Raw genomic sequence first — 21650 nt, forward strand, 5'->3', positions numbered from 1 at the left:
CCTCCTATGCCACCGGCCCGGTCGAGGGCTCGATATTGACCATGAACGCCTTGAACTCCGGCGTCTCGATATTGGCGTCGCCGACGAAGGGGGTCAGCACATTGGCGCCGAACCCTTTGCGCGCGGCGCCGACGAAGCCCCAGTGGATGGGCACGCCGACGATGTGGACGGTCTTGCCGTCGATGGTCATCGGCCGGATGCGCTTGGTGACCACCGCTTTCGCAAAGATCTCGCCGCGCTTCGACCACACCCGCACCCAGCCGCCGAGCGTGATGCCCTTCTCCTTCGCCAGCTCTTCCGAGAGCTCGACGAAGAGCTCGGGCTGCAGGACCGCGTTCACGTGGTTGTTCTTGGTCCAGTAGTGGAAGTGCTCGGTGAGGCGATAGGAGGTCGCCGCGTAGGGGAAGGCGGGATCGCCGATGTCGGCGAACTGCGCGAAGTCGTCCTTGAACACGCGCGCCACCGGGTTGCCGCGCACCTTGGGCGCGATCACGTTGGCGACCGGGCTCTCGAACGGCTCGTAATGCACCGGGAACGGCCCGTCCCGCATCATCTTGCGCACGAAGAGGCGCGAGGACCCCTCCGGATTCATGATGAAGGGGCCGACGTCCCGAGGCTTCGCCGTGACCGCGATGTCCGGCACGTCGTAGCCGGTCCATTTCGAGCCGTCCCACTCGATCAGCTTGCGCGAGGGATCCCACGGCTTGCCGTCGAGGTCGCAGGAGGCGCGGTTGTAGAGGATGCGCCGGTTCGCCGGCCAGGCGAACGACCATTTCAGGAAGGTGCCGGTGTTGTCGGGGTCGGAATTGTCCCGGCGCGCCATCATGTTGCCCGCCTCGGTCCAGCAGCCGGAAAAGATCCAGCAGCCGCCGGCGGTGGTGCCGTCGTCGCGCAGCTGACCGAAGCCGGAGAGCTGCTTGCCCGCCTCGAGGATCTTCTTGGTCGGGTCGGTGGGATCGAACACGTCGGTGAGCACCGAGCCGTTCATCTCCCGCGCCAGTTCCTCCGGCGAGGGCTCGCCCGGGTCCTTGTAGGCCCAGTTGAGGTTGACGATCGGGTCGGGGAAGGCGCCGCCCTCCTTCTTGTAGAGCTCCTTCAGCCGGGTGTGGATCTGCGCCATGATCCAGGTGTCGTGCTTGGCCTCGCCGGGAGGCGTGCCGCCCGGCCAGTGCCATTGCAGCCAGCGCCCGGAATTGACCAGCGAGCCCTCGTCCTCCGCGAAGCAGGTGGAGGGCAGCTGGATGACTTCCGTCTGGATCTTCGACGGGTCGGCCTTGTTGTAGACGCCGTGGTCCTCCCAGAAGCGGGCGGTCTCGGTCTGGAGCGGGTCCATGATCACGAGCAGCTTGAGCTTGGCGAGGGCGTCGGCGAGCTTGGCCTTGTTCGGGAAGGCCTGCAGCGGATTGAACCCCTGGCAGAAATAGAGGTTCATCTTGCCCTGCTTCATCAGCTCGAAGGCGCGCAGGATGTCGTAGCCCGGCACGTCGAGCTTGGGCAGGTAGCTGTAGGCCCAGTCGTTCTCCGCGGTGGCCGCCGCGCCCCACATCGCCTTCTGGAAACTGACGAAGAACTTCTTGTAGTTCTGCCAGTAGCTCATCTGGTTGGGCCGCAGCGGCTTGAAGGCGCGCGTCGACATGTAGGTGGCGAAGTCGGCCTCGCGGTCGACGGGGATGTTGAGATAGCCCGGGATGAGGTTGCTCATCAGCCCGAGGTCGGTCAGCCCCTGGATGTTGGAGTGGCCGCGCAGCGCGTTCATGCCGCCGCCGCGCACGCCGATATTGCCCAGGATAAGCTGGAGCATCGCCATGCCGCGGATGTTCTGCGAGCCCTTCGAGTGCTGGGTCCAGCCGAGCGCGTACATGCTGGTCATGGTCTTGGTCGGCGAGGAGCACTCGCCGATCATCTGGGCGATCTTCAGGAACTTGTCCTTCGGCGTGCCGCAGATGCGCTCGACCATTTCGGGCGTGTAGATCGCGACGTGCTGCTTCAGGAGGTTCCAGACGCAGCGCGGATTCTGCAGCGTCTCGTCGACCACCGCATAGCCGTCCGGCCCGATCTCGTATTCCCAGCTGTCGCGGTTGTAGTCGCGCTTTTCCTCGTCATAGCCGGTGAACAGGCCGTCCTGGTAGGCGAAGCCTTCCTTCACGACGAAGGAGGCGTTGGTGAAGGCCTTGGTGTAGGCCCACTGCACCTTGTCGTTCTGGATGCAGTAGTTGATGATCCCCATCAGGAAGGCGATGTCGGAGCCCTGCCGGATCGGCGCGTAATAGTCCGCCACCGACGCCGAGCGGTTGAAGCGCGGGTCGACGACGATCAGCTTGGCGCCGCGATTGGCCTTCGCCTCGGTGACCCATTTGAAGCCGCACGGGTGCGCTTCAGCGGCATTGCCGCCCATGATCACGACGAGGTCGGTATTCTTGATGTCGGTCCAGGCGTTGGTCATAGCGCCACGGCCAAATGTTGGGGCGAGACTCGCCACCGTCGGGCCGTGTCAGACGCGTGCCTGGTTGTCGAATGCCAGCATCCCCGTGGAGCGCACCACCTTGTAGGTGCACCAGGCGGTTTCGTTGGTCGTCGCCGAGGCGGCGAGGAAGCCGGTGGTGAGCCAGCGGTTGACCGTTACGCCGTCCTTGTTGGTGGCGATGAAGTTGGCGTCGCGGTCGTCCTTCATGGCGCGGGCGATCTTGTCGAGCGCCGCATCCCACGCGATCGGCTCGAACTTGTCGGAGCCGGCCTTGCGGATCATCGGCTCCTTGAGCCGGGTCTCCGACTTGACGATCGAGAGCAGCGCCGCGCCCTTCGGGCAGAGCGTGCCGCGGTTGGTCGGGTGGTCGGTGTCGCCCTCGATATGGACGATGTCGGCCTTCTCGCCCTTCCGGAGGTCGCCCTTGGAATAGATGATGATGCCGCAGGCGACCGAGCAATAGGTGCAGGTGTTGCGCGCTTCGGTGGTGTTCACCAGCCGGAAGGGCTTGATATGGGAGGCGACCATTGCCTCCGCCTCGCCGAAGCCCATCGCGCTCAGCGACGTGCCCGCCACACCCGCCCCCGCCGTGCGCAAAAATGCGCGACGCGAGAGCTCCATGTTCATTCGACGCTCCTCCCGAAAGATCGTCTCAGGGATATCGGAAGGTCAGCGTATTTTTGAGTTGCTCCAATGTCAAACCTGAGGGGCGCACCTCGCCCGTCGAAACCCCTTGATTTGCATCGGTATTTTCTGCTGCACCGCACGCGTGCCGTGCGTATCGGACACCATTTCGTGTGCGGATCGCGGGATCGATTGACGAGGCCGATCACCTGACGTCAAATCCGATCGTGCTTCACATCACCGCTCCCGCGTGGCGGGGCCGTTCCCTTCGACTCGCTCTCCCGGTCGCCGCGCTTCTCGGCGCGGCCGGCGCCGGGGCGTGTCTCGGCGCGCCCGCTGCCGCTGCGGAAGAATTCGCGCCGCAGTTGCGCCCCTGGACGCGCGGGCCGGCCCCGGCGCTGGCGCTCGACCGCCTCGGGGGAGGGCGCACAGACCTCGCCGGCGCGCGCGGCAGCGTCGTCCTCGTGCATTTCTTTGCGACCTGGTGCGAGCCCTGCCGTGCCGAGATGGCCTCGCTGCGCCGGCTCGCCGCCGATCCGCCCGTGCCGGGCCTCGCTATCCTCGCCGTCGATGTCGGCGAGGTCGATGCCCGCGTCGCCCGCTTCTTCGAGGCGGAGCCGCTGCCCTTCCCGATCCTGATGGACCGCGACCGCGCGGCGACGAGGGCCTGGGGCATCGTCGCGCTGCCGAGCACGGTGGTGCTCGACGCCGATCTCATTCCGCGCCTGATCGTCGAGGCCGACCTCGACTGGGATTCCCCCGATGTCCGCCGGACCCTGGCCACGCTGGCCGGCCCGGTGCCCGCCCGAGCCGATTAGAACCATAAAGAGGGAGAACGCGCATGCTCACACGCCGCCACCTGCTGCAATCGGGCGCCGCCCTCGCGGCCGCCGCCAGCCTGCCGCGCGCCGCCTTCGCGGAGGCCACCTTCGCCCCCGCGCCGGGCAACTGGCGCAATTTCCAGGTCGTCACCACGCTGGATCTGAAGCCCTCGGAGGGTGCCTCACAGGCCTGGGTGCCGCTGCCGGCTTTTGCCGCCGACGACTGGTTCAAGCCGGCCGGCAGCACCTGGACCACCAATGCCGCGAGCGCCGAGATCGTGCGCGATCCCCATTACGGCGCCGAGTTCCTGAAGCTCGGCTGGAAGGCCGGCGAGCCGGCGCCGACCGTCGCCATCACCTCGAAATTCGCCACCCGCGACCGGGCGACCGACTTCGCCAAGCCCGGCACGCCGGCCGCGCTGAGCGCCGAGGACCGCGCGCTGTTCCTCGCCGCCACCGACCTCATCCCGGTCGACGGCATCGTCAAGGCGACCTCCGACAAGATCACCGCCGGCAAGACCACCGATGTCGAGAAGGCGCGCGCTATCTATGAATGGGTGGTCGACAACACCTATCGCAACGCCGCCACCCGCGGCTGCGGCACGGGCGATGTCGCCTCGCTGCTGCAGAGCGGCAATCTCGGCGGCAAGTGCGCCGACCTCAACGCGCTCTATGTCGGCCTGGTGCGCGCCGCCGGCATCCCGGCCCGCGACATCTACGGCCTGCGCGTCGCGCCCTCGAAGTTCGGCTACAAGAGCCTCGGCGCCAATTCGGACGTTGTGAGCAAGGCCCAGCACTGCCGTTCCGAGGTGTGGCTCGAAGGCTATGGCTGGGTGGCGACCGACCCCGCCGACGTGCGCAAGGTCGTGTTGGAGGAGCCGCCGGGGAAGAACGCTGTCGATGACCCCAAGGTGGTGGCGGCGCGCAAGGCGCTGTTCGGCGCGTGGGAGGGCAACTGGCTCGCCTACAACGACGGCCACGACATCGCCCTGCCGGGATCGAACGGGCCGAAGCTCGGCTTCCTGATGTACCCGCAGGCGGAGGTATCCGGCGCGCGGCTCGATTGCCTCGACCCCGACACCTTCAAATACACGATCAAGGCGGCGGAACTTTCCGCCTGAATTCATCCGCCGGAAAGCTGCGGATAAACGCGGCTTTCCGCGGATGAACCGGGTGGCGCAGGGACGGGTGGGCGCCGCCGGTCCGGTCGCTTCGGCGGCGGGGCCGGCGGTGATCCGTCCGATCGGACGGATCGCACCGATCGTCCGGTTTTCGCACCCATCGTCCACCTCACTGCACTGACTGGTCACGCGGATCGTACCGCCGGGCCGGTCGCGTGACGGTTTTTAAGTACCGTTCGGAGATCCGCCATGGCCCTCGCCGAGACCGCCCCGTTCCGCCTCACCAGCCTCGCCCATGGCGGCGGCTGCGGCTGCAAGCTCTCGCCCGGCGTGCTGCGCGAACTCCTCGCCGAGCAGCCGGCGGCAGGTCCGTTCGCCCGATTGCTGGTCGGCAACGAGAGCGCGGACGACGCCGCCGTGTGGCAGCTCGACGACGATAACTGCTTGATCGCAACCACGGATTTCTTCATGCCGATGGTCGACGATCCCCACGTGTTCGGGCGCATCGCGGCCACCAACGCGATCTCCGACGTCTATGCGATGGGCGGCCGGCCAATCCTGGCGCTGGCCATTCTCGGCATGCCGCTCGGCAAGATCGAGACCTCCATGGTGCGGGAGATTCTGCGTGGCGGCGCAGCGACTTGCGCGGAAGCGGGGATCCCGGTGGCCGGCGGCCATTCGATCGATTGCCCGGAGCCGGTCTACGGCCTGGCGGTGATCGGCACCTGCCGCAACAGCGAGGTCCGCCGCAACGCCGACGCCCGCCCGGGCGATGCGCTCATCCTCACCAAGCCCTTGGGAGTAGGCATCTATTCGGCCGCCTTCAAGAAAGGCGAGCTGGGCGGGAGCGCCTATGCCGAGATGGTCGGATCGATGACCAAGCTGAACCGGGTGGGCGCCGACCTCGCCCGCGAGGGCGCCGTCCACGCCATGACCGACGTCACCGGCTTCGGCATTCTCGGCCACGCGCTGGAGGTCGCCCGTGGCTCCGGCGCCGGCATCGCGATCGAGGCCGGTGCGCTGCCACTGTTGGCCGAGGCGGCGGCGCTGGCGCAGCGCGGTTTCATCACCGGCGCCTCCCACCGCAACTGGGCGAGCTATGGCGAAGCCATTGATCTGCCGGAGGGATTGTCCGAATGGCAGCGCCACCTGCTGACCGACCCGCAGACCTCCGGCGGGCTGCTGGTCTCCTGCGCGGTGGGGGAGGCCGAGCGGATCCGGCAGGGAATCCTCGCGGCGGGATTCCCCTCGGCGCGGATCGTCGGCCGTGTCACCGAGGGTGCCCCGCGTGTGAAAGTGATCGGCTGAGGCGGGCGTCCGTAAGGCCCCGGCGGCGGCCGGGCTTGGCAGCAGCGGTGCGATCCTCCACATAGGGAGACGCCCGCTCCCGGGATGCCGCCGTCAGGGAATTCATGTGCCGTGGCAGATGTTTATGTGAATGAGCCCGCCGCCGCGGCACCGCTGGCGCCCATCGTCACCGGCTGCGCCATCGTCGGGGCGGGGCCGGCCGGGCTGATGCTCGGCCTGCTGCTGGCGCGGGCCGGCATCGATGTCACCGTCATCGAGAAGCACGGCGATTTCCTGAGGGATTTCAGGGGTGACACCATCCATCCCTCGACGCTGGAGGTGATGCACGAGATCGGCCTGCTCGACGATCTGCTGGCGCTGCCGCACACCCGCGCACCGACCCTGCACGCCGAGATCGGTGGGCGCGACGTGACGCTCGCCGACTTCTCCCGCCTGCCGACGCGCTGCCGTTTCATCGCCTTCATGCCGCAGTGGGACTTTCTCGATTTCCTGGCGAAGCACGCGAAATCGCACGGGAATTTCCGCCTGCTGATGCGTGCCGAGGTGACCTCGCTGATCGAGGAGGGCGGCCGCGTCGCCGGCCTTCGCGCGATGACGGGCGACGGCGCGGTCGACATCCGGGCGCCGCTGGTCGTCGGCGCGGACGGGCGGAACTCGGCGGTGCGGGCGCTGGCCGGGCTGGAGGTGCGATCCTTCGGGGCGCCGAGCGACGTGGTCTGGATGAAGCTCTCCCGCTCCCCCGATGACCCGCCCTACACGATGGGCCATGCCGGCCCGCGGCAGGGCTTCGTGATGATCGATCGCGGCGACTACTGGCAGTGCGGCTATGTCGTGCGCAAGGGCAGCTTCGCCGAGGTGCGGGAGGCGGGAATCGCGGCGTTCCGGGCGTCGGTGGCAGCCGTGTCGCCGCTGCCGCCGTCTCGGGTCGAGGAGATACGCTCCTTCGACGATGTCAGCCTGCTCAGCGTGCGCATCGACCGCCTTACGCGCTGGTGGAAGCCGGGGCTGATCTGCCTCGGCGACGCGGCCCATGCGATGTCGCCGATCGGCGGCGTGGGTGTGAACCTCGCCATCCAGGACGCGGTCGCCGCCGCCAACCTGTTGATTGGGCCTCTGAAATCCGGAAACCTGTCGGATCGCGACCTCGCCGCCGTGGAGGCCCGCCGCGCCTTCCCCACCCGGGCGACGCAGCGTCTCCAACTGATGATGCGCCGCGGCCGCCGGCGGCGCGAGCAGGAGGGCGCGCCGTCATCCGGGCCGCCCGGTTTCATGAAAACGATCGCCCGCTGGCCGGTTCTCGCCCATCTCGCCGGGCGCCTGATCGGGCTCGGCTTTCGTCCTGAACACGTGCGGCGGAGCTGAGATACTCCCGCGCCGAAGCCTCGCGCGGTCAATCGCGGCGGGATGCCGGGTGGGCGATCTGGTGCCGGCTGAGGGGATCGAACCCCCGACCTTCGGTTTACAAAACCGCTGCACTACCGCTGTGCTAAGCCGGCCCGGCGAGAGGCCTAACAGCGCAGCGCGAAGGCGGCAAGTCCCGTCAACAAAGCATCGGTGGCTTGCGGATCGCCGGTGCGCGCGGCACAAGGCGCAGCGCAGGCCGCCTCATCGTGCGGCCGCCAGGAGGACATGATGAGCATTCGCCGTATCAAGACCGGCCCCCGCCTCAGCCAGATCGTGGTGCACGGCCAGACCGTCTATCTCGCCGGCCAGATCGCCACCGGCGCCACCGTGGCGGAGCAGACCCGCGCCGTGCTGGGGCAGATCGACTCGTTGCTGGCCGAGGTTGGCTCCGACAAGACCAAGATTCTCTCGGCGATGATCTACCTCGCGGATATGTCGACTTTTTCCGAGCTCAACAAGGAATGGGAAGCCTGGGTTGCGCCCGGCAATGCCCCGACCCGCGCTACCGTCGAGGCATCGCTGGCGACCCCGGAGTACAAGGTCGAGATCGTCGTCGTGGCGGCGCTCTGATCGCGTCGGAAACGACGCTGCCGATGTAGAAACGGCCCCGCTTGCGGGGCCGTTTCGATTTTCAGACCATCTCCGCTGGCTCAGTGCCAGTTGTCGAGATCGCGGTTCTTGGTCTCGGGCAGGAAGATAAGCCCGATCGCGAAGGTCATCAGCGCGACGATGATCGGGTACCAGAGGCCGGAGAAGATGTTGCCGGTTGCCGCAACGATGGCGAAGGCGGTCGGCGGCAGGAAGCCGCCAAACCAGCCATTGCCGATGTGATAGGGCAGCGACATGCCGGTGTAGCGGATGCGGGTCGGGAAGAGCTCGACCAGCAGAGCGGCGATCGGCCCGTACACCATGGTCACATACAGGACGAGGATGAACAGCAGGCCGATGACGGTCAGTGCCCGGCCGTCGGTCAGCACGCCACCGACCGTGGGCTGCTTGAGGATCGAGGGGTCGCCCGCCTTCGGATAGCCGGCACCCTGCGCCGCGGCGACGATGGCCGCGCCGAGCTTGTCGGTGTCGGGGACCGTCACCGCCGTGCCGTTGACCGTGACGGCCAGCGGAGAACCAGCCGCGCCGGGTGTCAGATCATAGTGCATCGAGTTGGTGGCGAGCGTCCGGCGATAGACGTCGCACGGCCGGGTGAACACACGCACGCCGACCGGATCGAACAGCGTGCCGCATGTTGCGGGATCGGCGGTGATGTTGATCTTGACCGTCTCGGTTGCCGCGAGCAGTTGCGGGTTCACCGTACGGGCAATGTTCTCGAACAGCGGAAAATAGGTCGCCGCGGCGATGAGGCAGCCGGCGAGAAGGATCGGCTTGCGGCCGATCTTGTCCGACAGCCAGCCGAACAGGATGAAGAACGGTGTCCCGATGAGGAGGCTGAAGGCGATCAGCAGGTTGGCAGTGGTGCCGTCCACCTTCATCGTCTGGGTGAGGAAGAACAGCGCGTAGAACTGGCCGGTGTACCAGACGACGGCCTGGCCGGCGGTGCCGCCGAACAGGGCGATGAGGGCGATCTTGGCGTTGTCCCAGCGGCCGAAGGCCTCGGTCAGCGGCGCCTTCGAGCGGGTGCCCTCGGCCTTCATCTTCTGGAAGGCGGGGGATTCGTTCAGCGACAGCCGGATCCAGATGGAGAAGGCCAGCAGGATGATCGAGAGCAGGAACGGGATGCGCCAGCCCCACGCCGCGAAATCCTCCGGCGACATCGACAGACGCAGCGACAGGATGACGAGCAGCGAGAGGAAGAGGCCGACCGTTGCGGTCGTCTGGATCCACGAGGTGTAGAAGCCGCGCCGTCCGTGCGGGGCGTGCTCGGCGACATAGGTGGCGGCGCCGCCATATTCGCCGCCGAGCGCAAGGCCCTGGGCGAGGCGGCAGACGATGAAGGCGGCCGGGGCGAGGTAGCCGATCGTGTCATAACCCGGGAGGATGCCGACTACGAAGGTGGCGATGCCCATCAGCGTCATGGTGACGAGGAAGGTGTATTTACGGCCGATCAGGTCGCCGAGGCGGCCGAAGAACAGCGCCCCGAACGGGCGGACGGCGAAGCCGGCGGCAAAGCCGAACAGCACGAAGATGAACTTGGCGGTGTCGTTCGTGCCCGGCACGAAGGTCTGCGCAATATTCGCGGCCAGCGAGCCGGCGAGGTAGAAGTCGTACCACTCGAATACCGTGCCCGCGGAGGAGGCGACGATCACCTTCCTCTCTTCGCGAGTCATGGGTGCCGCCGGTGCGCGGGACCCCGCCGCAATCTCGCTCATGATGGACGTTCCTTCCCTAGGGGCAAGAGGCGCGCGCGCCAAAGCAATCGCCCGTAAGGGCGAGCAAAAACGCGCTGCTGCCGGCCGCAAGGCCGGGCTGGTTTGATTATGTCGAGATCAGGGACCCGTTCGGGTAACCCGTCGCTCGGGCTCGCATCCTCCAGGATCGTGTATCGCCGTCTTGGCGCGCCGATTCCACGATCCGGTCGTCGATGAGCGCATGAATCATCTTATGATATGCGTCTCAATCCCGAGATTGGCGAAACATACGTCTTTTGACGATTGGTCATTGGTCGTACATGCGCCGAAGCGCGGCCCGTCGGCGCGTCGATGCTTACGCGCCGGGGCGCCCGATCGCCCGACGCGCCATGTGCAGCGCCAGCACGGCCGCGTTCGAGACATTGAGGCTGACAATGGCGCCGGGCAGGTCGATCCGCGCGAGCGTATCGCAGCTCTGGCGGGTGAGCTGGCGCAGTCCTTTGCCTTCGGCACCGAGCACGAGCGCCAGCGGCGCCCGCAGCGGCGTGTCGAGAAGATCGGCGGGGCCTTCGCTGTCGAGCCCGACGACCTGCACGCCGCGTTCCTTCAGTTCGGCGATGGCCCGGGCGAGATTGGGCACGAAGCAGAACGGCACGTGCTCGAGGCCGCCGCTGGCGCTCTTGGCCAGCACGCCGGTGGCGGAGGGGCTGTGGCGGGCGGTCGTGACGATCGCGCCGACCGCCAGGGCGGCTGCCGATCGCACGATCGCCCCGACATTGTGGGGATCGGTAATCTGATCGAGAATCAGGATCAGGTCGTGCTGCGCCGCCTCGGCGAGCGTCGGTGCCGGCAGCGGATCGGCTTCGGCATACAGGCCCTGGTGAACCGCATCGGGGCCGAGCAGGCGATCGATCTCGCCCGGCCGGACGATTTCGGGGGCGGGGCTCGGCGTCAGGCCCTCCTCGGCGAATCGCCTGGCGGCGTTCTCGGTCGCGAGCAGCCGGCGAAGGCGACGGCGAGGGTTCTTCACCGCCTCGGCGACGCTGTGCCAGCCGTAGAGAATCGCGACGTCATCGGGCAGCGTGCCGAAGGGCCGGCCGAAGGGGCGCTCGCCATCACCTTCGGCGCGCGCACGCCCATGCCGCTGCGGCTTTCCGGCAAAGCGCTTGCCGCTCGGGTGGGTGGCGCTGGGGCGGTTTCGATCGGTCATCCGTGGTTCTTGTCACGCCCCGCGGACCTTTGCAATTTCCCGGCAGCGCTCGCCTCGGGATCGGTCGTCCACTGCGGCGGCGGGATGCGGGGTTGACAGGGCAGGGGCACCTCACCATAAAGCCGCCCGCACCGGAACGCAGCGCGACGCGCCGCTTTCCGAGCGATCTACGACCGGCCTCGGTGCCGGAGCGTGGTCGGCGTGTGCGGGGGAGTGTCCCGAGCGGCAAAGGGGGCGGACTGTAAATCCGCTGGCTACGCCTTCGTAGGTTCGAGTCCTACCTCCCCCACCACCCGTCGTCCGATCTGCCGGAAGGGCGGGTGTAGCTCAATGGTAGAGCAACAGCCTTCCAAGCTGATGACGAGGGTTCGATTCCCTTCACCCGCTCCAGCATCTTTCGTCCGGCGTTCCGCGTCCCGACTCCGGGGGCGCTCTTGCGAAAACCAGCGAAACCGCCTATTCCCACGCCCGATTTTTTGCGGCTCGCGATGTCGCTAGAAGGAAAAACGAGCTATGGCCAAAGAGAAGTTCAACCGTAGTAAGCCGCACTGCAACATTGGAACGATTGGGCATGTTGACCATGGCAAGACGTCCCTGACGGCGGCGATCACGAAGGTTCTGGCGGAAGCCGGCGGGGCGACGTTCACGGCGTACGACCAGATCGACAAGGCGCCGGAAGAGAAGGCGCGCGGCATCACGATCTCGACGGCGCATGTCGAGTACGAGACGAAGAACCGCCACTACGCGCATGTCGACTGCCCCGGCCATGCCGACTATGTGAAGAACATGATCACCGGCGCGGCGCAGATGGACGGCGCGATCCTGGTGGTGTCGGCGGCGGACGGCCCGATGCCGCAGACGCGCGAGCACATCCTCCTGGCGCGCCAGGTCGGCGTTCCGGCTCTGGTGGTGTTCCTGAACAAGTGCGACATGGTCGACGATCCGGAGCTTCTGGAGCTGGTCGAGCTCGAGGTTCGCGAGCTGCTGTCGAAGTACGACTTCCCGGGCGACGACATCCCGATCGTGCGCGGCTCGGCGCTGGTGGCGCTGGAGAACGGCGACCCGGTGCTGGGTCACGACGCGATCCTCGAGCTGATGACGCAGGTGGACGCGTATATCCCGCAGCCGGAGCGTCCGGTTGACCTGCCGTTCCTGATGCCGATCGAAGACGTGTTCTCGATCTCGGGTCGTGGCACGGTGGTGACGGGGCGCGTCGAGCGCGGGATCATCAAGGTCGGCGAGGAAGTCGAGATCGTGGGCATCCGCCCGACGGTGAAGACGACGGTGACCGGCGTCGAGATGTTCCGCAAGCTTCTGGACCAGGGCCAGGCGGGCGACAATGTCGGCGTCCTGCTGCGCGGCACGAAGCGCGAGGACGTGGAGCGCGGCCAGGTGGTGTGCAAGCCGGGTTCGGTGAAGCCGCACACGAAGTTCAAGGCCGAGGCGTACATCCTGACGAAGGAGGAGGGCGGCCGCCATACGCCGTTCTTCACGAACTACCGCCCGCAGTTCTACTTCCGCACGACGGACGTGACGGGCGTGGTGACCCTGCCGGAAGGCACGGAAATGGTGATGCCGGGCGACAACATCTCGGTGGACGTGCAGCTGATCGTGCCGATCGCGATGGAAGAGAAGCTGCGCTTCGCCATCCGTGAAGGCGGTCGCACCGTCGGCGCCGGCGTCGTCGCCGCCATCATCGAGTGAGCGATCGAGGCTTCCTCGCGAAAATGACGGCAAAGGGCGCCCCTGCGGGCGCCCTTTGTCATTGGCGACGCTCGGGGGAGCGAATCGCTGGGGCGTCACGGGCGCTCATCCCGGTCGCGCTTTTCGCTGCCGCTCTTTCGGGCTGCCTGCACACGAGCGTCGAGCCCGCATCGGCTGCTGGCTGTCCTGAGCGGGAGCGATGCGAGGGATGCGGCTGCGCCGGCGGGCCGGGCTATCGCGGTCCCGATGGAAAGTGCGTCGGATTTCGCAACCTCCGGCGTGTCTGCGGCGATCCGCCGAGTACGCGCTGCATCTTCGAGAATGCTCCGGGTACGGGCGGCAATCGCGACTGTGCATTGCGCCGACCATCGAAGCCGAACGCCACCGACGCCGGCGGCTAGACTGCAGATCGAGTCGGGACGGCCAGCCCCCCGGACGCACCGGTGCCGGCGCTGTGGAACGGGCCACGAGCCGTGTCGCCCTCTCTTTACATCGGCGCTCCGGATCACTAGGAAGAGCGCCGCCTGCTTCGCGGGCCACAGGAGTGTAGCTCAACTGGTTAGAGCACCGGTCTCCAAAACCGGGGGTTGGGGGTTCGAGTCCCTCCACTCCTGCCAGCCCTCGGGCGACGCAGGAAATTCCAGCCATATGGCGGTTTTTTGAAAATGACGGCGGCGTGCTTTGACGTGGAGCCGCCCAGCGGGTATACGCCCGCAGCGATTTTGGGATGAAAGCGCGCGGGTCCCCTCCCGCGCCATAGGGCGTTTCGAGACGAGCATGGCGAAGACCAATCCGATGGAGTTCCTGCAGCAGGTCCGCGCGGAGACGCGCAAGGTGACCTGGCCGACCCGTCGCGAGACGCTCATCACGACGGCGATGGTGTTCGTCATGGTCGTGATCGCTTCGATCTTCTTTCTGGTCGCTGACCAGATCCTGAGCTTCGCCGTGGCGCAGCTCCTGCAGATCGGGCGGTGAGCGGCATGACGAAGCGCTGGTACATCGTCCACGCCTATTCGAACTTCGAGCGGAAGGTTGCCGATTCGATCAAGGAGCAGGCCGCCCAGCGCGGTCTCGCCGAATTGTTCGAGCAGGTGCTGGTGCCGACCGAGAAGGTCGTCGAGGTTCGCCGCGGGCGGAAGGTCGACACCGAGCGGAAGTTCTTCCCGGGCTATGTGCTGGTGAAGATGGACCTCACCGACGAGGCGTTCCATCTGATCAAGAACACGCCGAAGGTGACGGGCTTCCTTGGCGCCGACAACAAGCCGATGCCGATCGGCGAATCGGAGGCGATGCGGATCCTGCAGCAGGTGCAGGAGGGCATCGAGCGGCCGAAGCCCACCATCAGCTTCGAGATCGGCGAGACGGTGAAGGTGGCGGACGGGCCGTTCGCCTCGTTCAACGGCATCGTCGAGGAAGTCGACGAGGGGCGCTCGCGCCTCAAGGTGGCGGTGTCGATCTTCGGCCGCGCCACTCCGGTCGAACTGGAATTCGGTCAGGTCGAAAAGACCTGACCGTTGCAAGGAAGCGGCCGGATATCCAATGCCGGCCGTCACTGTCGTGGGAGGAGAGGGCGCTTGCCAGGCGCCTGCGCTTCGAACCACGGACCCCGGCCGGCAGGTAGCCGGCATATCTGGGAGTAGGTCATGGCAAAGAAGATTACCGGTTACGTCAAACTGCAGGTGCCGGCAGGCTCCGCCAATCCGGCCCCGCCGATCGGCCCCGCGCTGGGCCAGCGCGGCCTGAACATCATGGAGTTCTGCAAGGCGTTCAACGCGCAGACCTCGCAGCTGGAAAAGGGCATGCCCATCCCGGTCCTGATCACCGCGTATCAGGATCGTTCCTTCACCTTCGAACTCAAGACCCCCCCGGTCTCCTACTTCCTCAAGAAGGCGGCGGGTCTCGAGACCAAGAAGAAGCCGGGCTCGGGTCACAAGACCCCGGGCAAGGGCTTCATCGGCAAGATTTCGAACGCTCAGATGCGCGAGATCGCCGAGAAGAAGATGAAGGATCTGAACTGCGATACCGTGGATGCCGCGGTGCGCATGATCGAGGGTTCCGCCCGTTCCATGGGCCTCGAGGTGGTGGGCTGATCCGATGGCGAAGATTGCAAAGCGTGTCCGTTCTTCCCGCGAGGGCATCGACCGCACCAAGCTGTACGGCCTCGACGAGGCGCTCGGCCTGGTGAAGGATCGGGCCACCGCCAAGTTCGACGAGACCGTCGAGGTGGCGATCAATCTCGGCGTCGACCCGCGCCATGCCGACCAGATGGTCCGCGGCGTGTGCAACCTGCCGAACGGCTCGGGCCGTACGGTGCGCGTGGCGGTGTTCGCCCGCGGCGCCAAGGCCGATGAAGCCAAGGCGGCCGGTGCCGACATCGTCGGTGCGGAGGATCTGTTCGAGATCGTCCAGGGCGGCACGATCGAGTTCGATCGCTGCATCGCCACGCCGGACATGATGCCGCTGGTCGGCCGTCTCGGTAAGGTTCTCGGCCCGCGCGGCCTGATGCCGAACCCCAAGGTCGGCACAGTGTCCATGGACGTGAAGGGTGCGGTGGCGGCGGCCAAGGGCGGCGCGGTCGAGTTCCGCGTCGAGAAGGCCGGCATCATCCATGCGGGTATCGGCAAGGTGTCGTTCCCGGCCGACAAGCTCGCCGAGAACATCCGCGCCTTTACCGACGCGGTGGTCAAGGCCAAGCCGACGGGCGCCAAGGGCACGTATCTGCAGCGCATCGCGGTGTCCTCGACCATGGGCCCTGGCGTGAAGGTCGAGCCGTCGAGCGTTCTTACCGCCGGCTGATTGCGGCTCCCGCATCGGAAGGTCGCAGGGGCGTGATCGCACATGGGTGGAATTGTCAAGCCCTTGATGCTATCGGGGGCTGACAAACCCGATTTGACCCTCTATATGGGCGGTTTCGCTCCGACGCATGTCGGGACGGAGCCGATGACATTCACAGCTTTCGCCCGCTAACCCGGGCGAAGGGGCCGGTGGGTTCGCCCTGCCGGCCTAAGTCCTGTCCGAGACTGCAGGTGCCGCACCCTGTTCGGGGTCGGCCTAATCCCGCTCCGGGGCCTGCATAGACGGGGTACGACCGAAAGTCTTGCGCGGCTTGCCGCACCTGGATTTCGGCTCGAACCAGCGCCTTGGCCGGTTTCGGTCCCAAGGGGACAGGATATCAACCGCCGACCGTCGCAAGGCGGCCGGCAAGGCGCAAACCGGCGGAGCGGGTTCTCCCCTTCGCCACCGGAGAGCAGAGAAGTGGATCGCGCTCAAAAGGAAGAGCTCGTCACGTCGCTTTCCGAGGTGTTCAAGAACACCTCGGTGGTGGTCGTGGCCCACTATTCCGGCCTCACCGTTGCCCAGCTGTCGGCCCTGCGCCGTCAGATGCGGGCCAATGGCGCGACCGTGAAAGTGGCAAAGAACCGCCTCGCCAAGATCGCTCTCGAAGGTTCGGACGTCGCGCATGTCGCCTCCCTGCTGAAGGGACCGACCCTGATCGCTTATTCAAACGATCCGGTCGCGGCGCCGAAGGTTGCCGTCGACTTTGCCAAGGCGAACGACAAGTTCGTCATTCTTGGCGGAGCGATGGGCAAGACGGCCCTCAATCCCGATGGTGTCAAGGCGCTCGCCACGATGCCCTCGCTGGATGAACTGCGTGCGAAGCTGGTCGGCCTCATCCAGGCCCCGGCGACCAAGATCGCGCAGCTCACCACCGCGCCGGCGGCGAAGCTCGCCCGCGTGTTCGGGGCCTATGCCAAAGAGAACGAAGCCGCGTGAGGCTTTACCGGTAATTCTGGTTCGAACCGAAATCCAAGGACTTAAGAAATGGCTGATCTGTCCAAGCTCGTCGACGAGCTGTCCAACCTGACCGTCCTCGAGGCCGCCGAGCTCGCCAAGCTTCTCGAAGAGAAGTGGGGTGTCTCCGCCGCTGCCGCCGTGGCTGTCGCTGCGGCTCCCGCCGCCGGCGCTGCCGCTCCGGCCGCCGAAGAGCAGACCGAGTTCACCGTCGTTCTTGCCGCCGCCGGCGACAAGAAGATCGAGGTGATCAAGGAAGTGCGTGCCATCACCGGCCTCGGCCTGAAGGAAGCCAAGGACCTCGTCGAGGCCGCGCCGAAGCCGGTCAAGGAAGGCGTGTCCAAGGAAGAAGCCGAGAAGATCAAGGCCCAGATCGAGAAGGCTGGCGCCAAGGTCGAGCTCAAGTGAGCTTCTGAGATCGGGGATCGTCGGGCTTGCGCCCGGCGGTCCCTTCGTCGCCCGGTGGGGCGACGGGTTGGGACGGTTCCCCGGGCGACCTTCGGATTAAGGGTCGTGCGGCGAGCCGTCGGTAGAGGCGAGCCGGAAACCGATGTCCACGCGCGCGGCATCGGGGACCGGCTGCAGCATGAATGGCGATCCGGCTGTCCATCTGGATAGCGGATATGCCGACGGATACTCGGACGGAGCGAGGAGCGACATGGCGCAGACGTTCACCGGTCGTAAGCGGGTCCGCAAATTTTTCGGCAAGATCCAGGAAGTGGCGGAGATGCCGAACCTCATCGAGGTTCAGAAGGCGTCCTATGACCAGTTCCTGCAGATCGACGAGCCGAAGGGCGGACGCGACGACGACGGCATTCAGGCGGTTTTCAAGTCGGTTTTCCCGATTTCCGACTTCTCGGGCTCGGCCATGCTCGAGTTCGTCCGCTACGAATTCGAACCGCCGAAGTACGACGTCGACGAATGCCGCCAGCGCGGGATGACCTTTGCCGCTCCGCTGAAGGTGACCCTGCGCCTTATCGTGTTCGATGTGGACCCCGATACCGGCTCCAAGTCTGTCAAGGACATCAAGGAGCAGGACGTCTATATGGGCGACATCCCGCTGATGACGATGAACGGCACGTTCATCGTCAACGGCACCGAGCGCGTGATCGTCTCGCAGATGCACCGCTCGCCCGGCGTGTTCTTCGACCACGACAAGGGCAAGACGCATTCCTCGGGCAAGCTGCTCTTCGCCGCTCGCATCATTCCTTATCGTGGCTCCTGGCTCGACATCGAGTTCGACGCCAAGGACATCGTCTATGCACGCATCGACCGTCGCCGGAAGATTCCGGTGACGTCGCTGCTGTTTGCGCTCGGCCTCGACGGAGAGGAAATTCTCAACACCTTCTACGATCACCTGGTCTTTACCCGGACCAAGGACGGCTGGCGCATGCCGTTCGATCCCAAGCGGATGAAGGGGTACAAGGCGGTCGCCGACCTCGTCGACGCCGATACCGGCGAAGTGGTGGTCGAGGCCGGCAAGAAGGTCACCGTCCGGCAGGCGCGCCAGCTCGCCGAGAAGGGCCTCAAGGCGCTGCGCATCTCCGACGAGGAGATGGTCGGCCAGTACATTGCCGAGGATCTCGTCAACCCGTCCACCGGCGAGATCTATGTCGAAGCCGGCGAGGAAGTGACCGAGAAGACGCTCAAGCTGCTGGCCGACGTCGGCTATGACGAGGTGCCGGTGCTCGACATCGACCACGTCAATGTCGGCGCCTATATCCGTAATACGCTGGCGATCGACAAGAACCTGACCCGCGAGGACGCGCTGTTCGATATTTACCGGGTGATGCGTCCCGGCGAGCCGCCGACCCTCGACTCCGCGCAGGCCATGTTCCACTCGCTGTTCTTCGATGCCGAGCGCTACGATCTCTCGGCCGTCGGCCGCGTGAAGATGAACATGCGCCTTGACCTCGACGCCGCCGACACGGTCCGCGTGCTGCGCCGCGAGGATATCCTCGCGGTGATCAAGACGCTGGTCGAGCTGCGCGACGGCAAGGGCGAGATCGACGACATCGACCATCTCGGCAATCGCCGCGTCCGGTCGGTCGGCGAGCTCATGGAGAACCAGTACCGCGTCGGCCTGCTGCGCATGGAGCGCGCCATCAAGGAGCGCATGTCGTCTGTCGACATCGATACCGTGATGCCGCAGGACCTGATCAACGCGAAGCCGGTGGCCGCCGCCGTGCGCGAGTTCTTCGGCTCGTCGCAGCTCTCGCAGTTCATGGACCAGACCAACCCGCTGTCCGAGATCACCCACAAGCGCCGCCTCTCGGCGCTCGGTCCCGGCGGTCTGACGCGCGAGCGCGCCGGCTTCGAGGTGCGCGACGTGCACCCGACGCATTATGGCCGCATCTGCCCGATCGAGACGCCGGAAGGTCCGAACATCGGCCTGATCAACTCGCTCGCCACTTTTGCGCGCGTGAACAAGTACGGCTTCATCGAGACGCCGTACCGCCGCGTGCGTGACAGCCAGGTGCAGGACGAGGTCGTCTATCTCTCCGCCATGGAGGAGGGGAAGTACTACGTCGCCCAGGCGAACATCCCGCTCGACAGCGAAGGGCGCTTCGTCGAGGACCTGATCGTGTGTCGCCATGCCGGTGACGTGCTGATGGTCACGCCCGACCGCGTCGACTTCATGGATGTGTCGCCGAAGCAGTTGGTTTCCGTCGCCGCGGCGCTCATTCCGTTCCTCGAGAACGACGACGCGAACCGCGCGCTGATGGGCTCCAACATGCAGCGTCAGGCGGTGCCGCTGGTCCGTGCCGACGCGCCGTTCGTCGGCACCGGCATGGAGTCGGTGGTCGCTCGCGATTCGGGTGCTGCCATCGCGGCGCGTCGCACCGGCGTGATCGATCAGGTCGACGCGACCCGTATCGTCATCCGCGCGACGGAGGAGAACGATCCGTCGAAGTCGGGCGTCGACATCTACCGGCTGCAGAAGTTCCAGCGTTCCAACCAGTCGACCTGCATCAACCAGCGCCCGCTGGTGCGGGTGGGCGACCGGGTGAAGAAGGGCGACATCATCGCCGACGGTCCCTCGACCGATCTCGGCGATCTGGCGCTCGGCCGGAACATCCTCGTCGCGTTCATGCCGTGGAACGGCTACAACTTCGAGGATTCGATCCTCCTGTCCGAGAACATTTCGAAGGGCGACATCTTCTCGTCGATCCACATCGAAGAGTTCGAGGTGATGGCCCGCGACACCAAGCTCGGGCCCGAGGAGATCACGCGCGACATTCCGAACGTGTCGGAAGAGGCGCTGAAGAACCTCGACGAGGCCGGCATCGTCTATATCGGCGCGGAAGTGCAGGCGGGTGACATTCTCGTCGGCAAGATCACGCCGAAGGGCGAGAGCCCGATGACGCCGGAAGAGAAGCTGCTGCGCGCCATCTTCGGCGAGAAGGCGGCGGATGTGCGCGATACCTCGCTGCGCGTTCCTCCGGGCGTCACCGGCACCATCGTCGAAGTGCGCGTGTTCAACCGCCACGGCGTCGAGAAGGACGAGCGCGCCCAGGCGATCGAGCGCGAGGAGATCGAGCGTCTCGCCAAGGACCGCGACGACGAGCAGGCGATCCTCGACCGCAACGTGTTCGGCCGTCTCGCCGAAATGCTGGACGGCAAGGTTGGCGTTGCCGGGCCGAAGGGTTTCAAGAAGGAGACGGCGATCTCCCGCACGCTGCTGGCGGATTACCCGCGCAGTCAGTGGTGGCAGTTCGCCGTCGCCGACGACCAGATGATGAGCGAACTGGAAGCCATCCGGAACCAGTACGACGAATCCAAGAAGCGCCTTGAGCAGCGCTTCCTGGACAAGGTCGAGAAGCTCCAGCGCGGCGACGAGATGCCTCCGGGCGTGATGAAGATGGTCAAGGTCTTCATCGCGGTGAAGCGCAAGATCCAGCCGGGCGACAAGATGGCCGGCCGTCACGGCAACAAGGGCGTGGTCTCGCGCATCGTTCCGGTCGAGGATATGCCGTTCCTCGAGGACGGCACTCCGGTCGACATGGTGCTCAACCCGCTCGGCGTGCCGAGCCGCATGAATGTCGGGCAGATTCTCGAGACGCATCTCGGCTGGGCGTGCGCGGGTCTCGGCAGGGTCATCGACCGTGCCATCGAGGCCTATCGCGAGAGCCAGGATGTCGCCCCGCTGAAGGACGCGTTCGGCAAGATCTACGGCAAGGACGAGACGATCGAATCGCTCGACGAGGACGGCCTCGTCGAACTCGGCAGCAATCTCCGGCGCGGCGTGCCCATCGCCACGCCGGTGTTCGATGGCGCCCGCGAGGCCGACATCGAGCACTTCCTGGAGATGGCCGGGCTCGACAAGTCGGCGCAGTCGACGCTGTTCGACGGCCGCACCGGCGAGGAGTTCGACCGTAAGGTGACGGTGGGCTACATCTACATGCTCAAGCTGCACCACCTCGTGGACGACAAGATCCACGCGCGTTCGATCGGCCCCTATTCGCTGGTCACCCAGCAGCCGCTTGGTGGCAAGGCGCAGTTCGGCGGCCAGCGCTTCGGCGAGATGGAGGTGTGGGCCCTCGAAGCCTACGGCGCCGCCTACACCTTGCAGGAGATGCTGACGGTGAAGTCGGACGACGTCGCCGGTCGTACCAAGGTCTACGAGGCGATCGTTCGCGGCGACGACACCTTCGAGGCGGGTATCCCGGAGAGCTTCAACGTGCTGGTCAAGGAAATGCGTTCGCTCGGCCTCAACGTCGAGCTGGTCAATTCCAAGACCCGCACGGCCGTCCCAGGGCCCGGCGAGAGCCTGCCCGCGGCCGAGTGAGGCGTTGCGAGCGCCCGATGCGGATCCCCGACGGGATCCGCATCGTCGATTTTCCGATTCGAGACGGTTTTGCCGGTCGAGGTCACAAGAGGTGCGGCGAGTGCCGCCGG

At 66.2% G+C, this 21650-nt stretch carries 16 protein-coding genes and 4 tRNA genes; 16 read left to right on the forward strand and 4 right to left on the reverse strand.

The features are described from left to right. Positions 1–4 precede the first annotated feature (4 nt). A complete protein-coding gene (fdnG, locus tag ACEUEL_RS05840) occupies positions 5–3091 on the reverse strand; it encodes a formate dehydrogenase-N subunit alpha (protein WP_405703099.1) in 3087 nt (1028 codons plus the stop codon). Positions 3092–3315: 224 nt separating this feature from the next. Here fdnG and ACEUEL_RS05845 point away from each other — a divergent pair, with 224 nt between their 5' ends. The 4 genes from ACEUEL_RS05845 to ACEUEL_RS05860 all read left to right on the forward strand — a co-directional run bounded on the left by ACEUEL_RS05845 (position 3316) and on the right by ACEUEL_RS05860 (position 7700). Beyond that, complete coding sequence (locus ACEUEL_RS05845) at positions 3316–3906, forward strand: TlpA disulfide reductase family protein (protein WP_405703100.1); 591 nt, start codon at positions 3316–3318, stop codon at positions 3904–3906. 23 nt (positions 3907–3929) lie between these two features. Then, a complete protein-coding gene (locus tag ACEUEL_RS05850) occupies positions 3930–5030 on the forward strand; it encodes a transglutaminase-like domain-containing protein (protein WP_405703103.1) in 1101 nt (366 codons plus the stop codon). 249 nt (positions 5031–5279) lie between these two features. After that, positions 5280–6338, forward strand: coding sequence for a selenide, water dikinase SelD (gene selD, locus ACEUEL_RS05855; RefSeq protein ID WP_405703104.1), 1059 nt, complete (start codon positions 5280–5282; stop codon positions 6336–6338). A gap of 111 nt (positions 6339–6449) precedes the next feature. Next, the gene (locus ACEUEL_RS05860) at positions 6450–7700 is read left to right on the forward strand and encodes an FAD-dependent oxidoreductase (protein ID WP_405703107.1); all 1251 of its coding nucleotides are present in this window, start codon (positions 6450–6452) and stop codon (positions 7698–7700) included. A 59-nt stretch (positions 7701–7759) separates the two neighbouring features. Here the strand turns inward: ACEUEL_RS05860 and ACEUEL_RS05865 are convergent. After that, positions 7760–7834: transfer RNA gene (locus ACEUEL_RS05865), tRNA-Thr, on the reverse strand. A gap of 136 nt (positions 7835–7970) precedes the next feature. On the opposite strand from ACEUEL_RS05865, the gene ACEUEL_RS05870 reads away from it, so the two are divergent. Further along, positions 7971–8312, forward strand: a complete 342-nt coding sequence (locus ACEUEL_RS05870) for a RidA family protein (protein WP_405703109.1) — start codon at positions 7971–7973, stop codon at positions 8310–8312. 80 nt (positions 8313–8392) lie between these two features. On the opposite strand, the gene ACEUEL_RS05875 is transcribed toward ACEUEL_RS05870, so the two are convergent. Both ACEUEL_RS05875 and ACEUEL_RS05880 read right to left on the reverse strand, forming a co-directional pair. Then, positions 8393–10024: an MFS transporter gene (locus tag ACEUEL_RS05875; protein ID WP_405703111.1), complete on the reverse strand. Its 1632-nt coding sequence runs from the start codon at positions 10022–10024 to the stop codon at positions 8393–8395. A gap of 376 nt (positions 10025–10400) precedes the next feature. Then, on the reverse strand, positions 10401–11255 hold the full coding sequence (locus ACEUEL_RS05880; RefSeq protein ID WP_405703113.1) for a TrmH family RNA methyltransferase: 855 nt from the start codon (positions 11253–11255) through the stop codon (positions 10401–10403). 207 nt (positions 11256–11462) lie between these two features. Here ACEUEL_RS05880 and ACEUEL_RS05885 point away from each other — a divergent pair. The 11 genes from ACEUEL_RS05885 (at position 11463) to rpoB (ending at position 21540) form a co-directional block, all read left to right on the forward strand. Beyond that, positions 11463–11547 (forward strand) — tRNA-Tyr (locus ACEUEL_RS05885). 24 nt (positions 11548–11571) lie between these two features. After that, positions 11572–11645: transfer RNA gene (locus tag ACEUEL_RS05890), tRNA-Gly, on the forward strand. A 123-nt stretch (positions 11646–11768) separates the two neighbouring features. Beyond that, on the forward strand, positions 11769–12959 hold the full coding sequence (tuf, locus tag ACEUEL_RS05895; protein ID WP_405703114.1) for an elongation factor Tu: 1191 nt from the start codon (positions 11769–11771) through the stop codon (positions 12957–12959). Between the two features lie 540 nt (positions 12960–13499). Further along, a tRNA-Trp gene (locus ACEUEL_RS05900) sits at positions 13500–13576 on the forward strand. A 160-nt stretch (positions 13577–13736) separates the two neighbouring features. After that, positions 13737–13934, forward strand: a complete 198-nt coding sequence (secE, locus tag ACEUEL_RS05905) for a preprotein translocase subunit SecE (protein ID WP_405703115.1) — start codon at positions 13737–13739, stop codon at positions 13932–13934. A gap of 5 nt (positions 13935–13939) precedes the next feature. Next, positions 13940–14470, forward strand: a complete 531-nt coding sequence (nusG, locus tag ACEUEL_RS05910; protein WP_405703116.1) for a transcription termination/antitermination protein NusG — start codon at positions 13940–13942, stop codon at positions 14468–14470. Positions 14471–14602: 132 nt separating this feature from the next. Further along, on the forward strand, positions 14603–15049 hold the full coding sequence (rplK, locus tag ACEUEL_RS05915) for a 50S ribosomal protein L11 (RefSeq protein WP_405703118.1): 447 nt from the start codon (positions 14603–14605) through the stop codon (positions 15047–15049). Positions 15050–15053: 4 nt separating this feature from the next. After that, the gene (rplA, locus tag ACEUEL_RS05920) at positions 15054–15755 is read left to right on the forward strand and encodes a 50S ribosomal protein L1 (RefSeq protein ID WP_405703120.1); all 702 of its coding nucleotides are present in this window, start codon (positions 15054–15056) and stop codon (positions 15753–15755) included. Positions 15756–16214: 459 nt separating this feature from the next. Beyond that, positions 16215–16733 carry a 50S ribosomal protein L10 gene (gene rplJ, locus ACEUEL_RS05925; protein WP_405703123.1) on the forward strand — a complete coding sequence of 173 codons (519 nt, stop codon included), beginning with the start codon at positions 16215–16217 and terminating at the stop codon, positions 16731–16733. Between the two features lie 48 nt (positions 16734–16781). Then, the gene (gene rplL, locus ACEUEL_RS05930; protein WP_405703124.1) at positions 16782–17159 is read left to right on the forward strand and encodes a 50S ribosomal protein L7/L12; all 378 of its coding nucleotides are present in this window, start codon (positions 16782–16784) and stop codon (positions 17157–17159) included. 250 nt (positions 17160–17409) lie between these two features. Continuing rightward, on the forward strand, positions 17410–21540 hold the full coding sequence (gene rpoB / locus ACEUEL_RS05935) for a DNA-directed RNA polymerase subunit beta (protein ID WP_405703126.1): 4131 nt from the start codon (positions 17410–17412) through the stop codon (positions 21538–21540). The last annotated feature ends 110 nt before the right edge of the window (positions 21541–21650 follow it).

Origin of the sequence: Ancylobacter terrae, assembly GCF_045108345.1 — a bacterium.
In the GTDB taxonomy this organism is placed as follows: Bacteria; Pseudomonadota; Alphaproteobacteria; order Rhizobiales; family Xanthobacteraceae; genus Ancylobacter.

Bases quoted from the DNA above. Each gene is read 5' to 3' on its own strand.
- ACEUEL_RS05850 (WP_405703103.1), top strand. From the start codon at position 3,930: ATGCTCACACGCCGCCACCTGCTGCAATCGGGCGCCGCCCTCGCGGCC.
- selD (WP_405703104.1), top strand. From the start codon at position 5,280: ATGGCCCTCGCCGAGACCGCCCCGTTCCGCCTCACCAGCCTCGCCCAT.
- ACEUEL_RS05870 (WP_405703109.1), top strand. From the start codon at position 7,971: ATGAGCATTCGCCGTATCAAGACCGGCCCCCGCCTCAGCCAGATCGTG.
- ACEUEL_RS05875 (WP_405703111.1), bottom strand. From the start codon at position 10,024: ATGACTCGCGAAGAGAGGAAGGTGATCGTCGCCTCCTCCGCGGGCACG.
- ACEUEL_RS05880 (WP_405703113.1), bottom strand. From the start codon at position 11,255: ATGACCGATCGAAACCGCCCCAGCGCCACCCACCCGAGCGGCAAGCGC.
- tuf (WP_405703114.1), top strand. From the start codon at position 11,769: ATGGCCAAAGAGAAGTTCAACCGTAGTAAGCCGCACTGCAACATTGGA.
- secE (WP_405703115.1), top strand. From the start codon at position 13,737: ATGGCGAAGACCAATCCGATGGAGTTCCTGCAGCAGGTCCGCGCGGAG.
- nusG (WP_405703116.1), top strand. From the start codon at position 13,940: ATGACGAAGCGCTGGTACATCGTCCACGCCTATTCGAACTTCGAGCGG.
- rplK (WP_405703118.1), top strand. From the start codon at position 14,603: ATGGCAAAGAAGATTACCGGTTACGTCAAACTGCAGGTGCCGGCAGGC.
- rplA (WP_405703120.1), top strand. From the start codon at position 15,054: ATGGCGAAGATTGCAAAGCGTGTCCGTTCTTCCCGCGAGGGCATCGAC.
- rplL (WP_405703124.1), top strand. From the start codon at position 16,782: ATGGCTGATCTGTCCAAGCTCGTCGACGAGCTGTCCAACCTGACCGTC.
- rpoB (WP_405703126.1), top strand. From the start codon at position 17,410: ATGGCGCAGACGTTCACCGGTCGTAAGCGGGTCCGCAAATTTTTCGGC.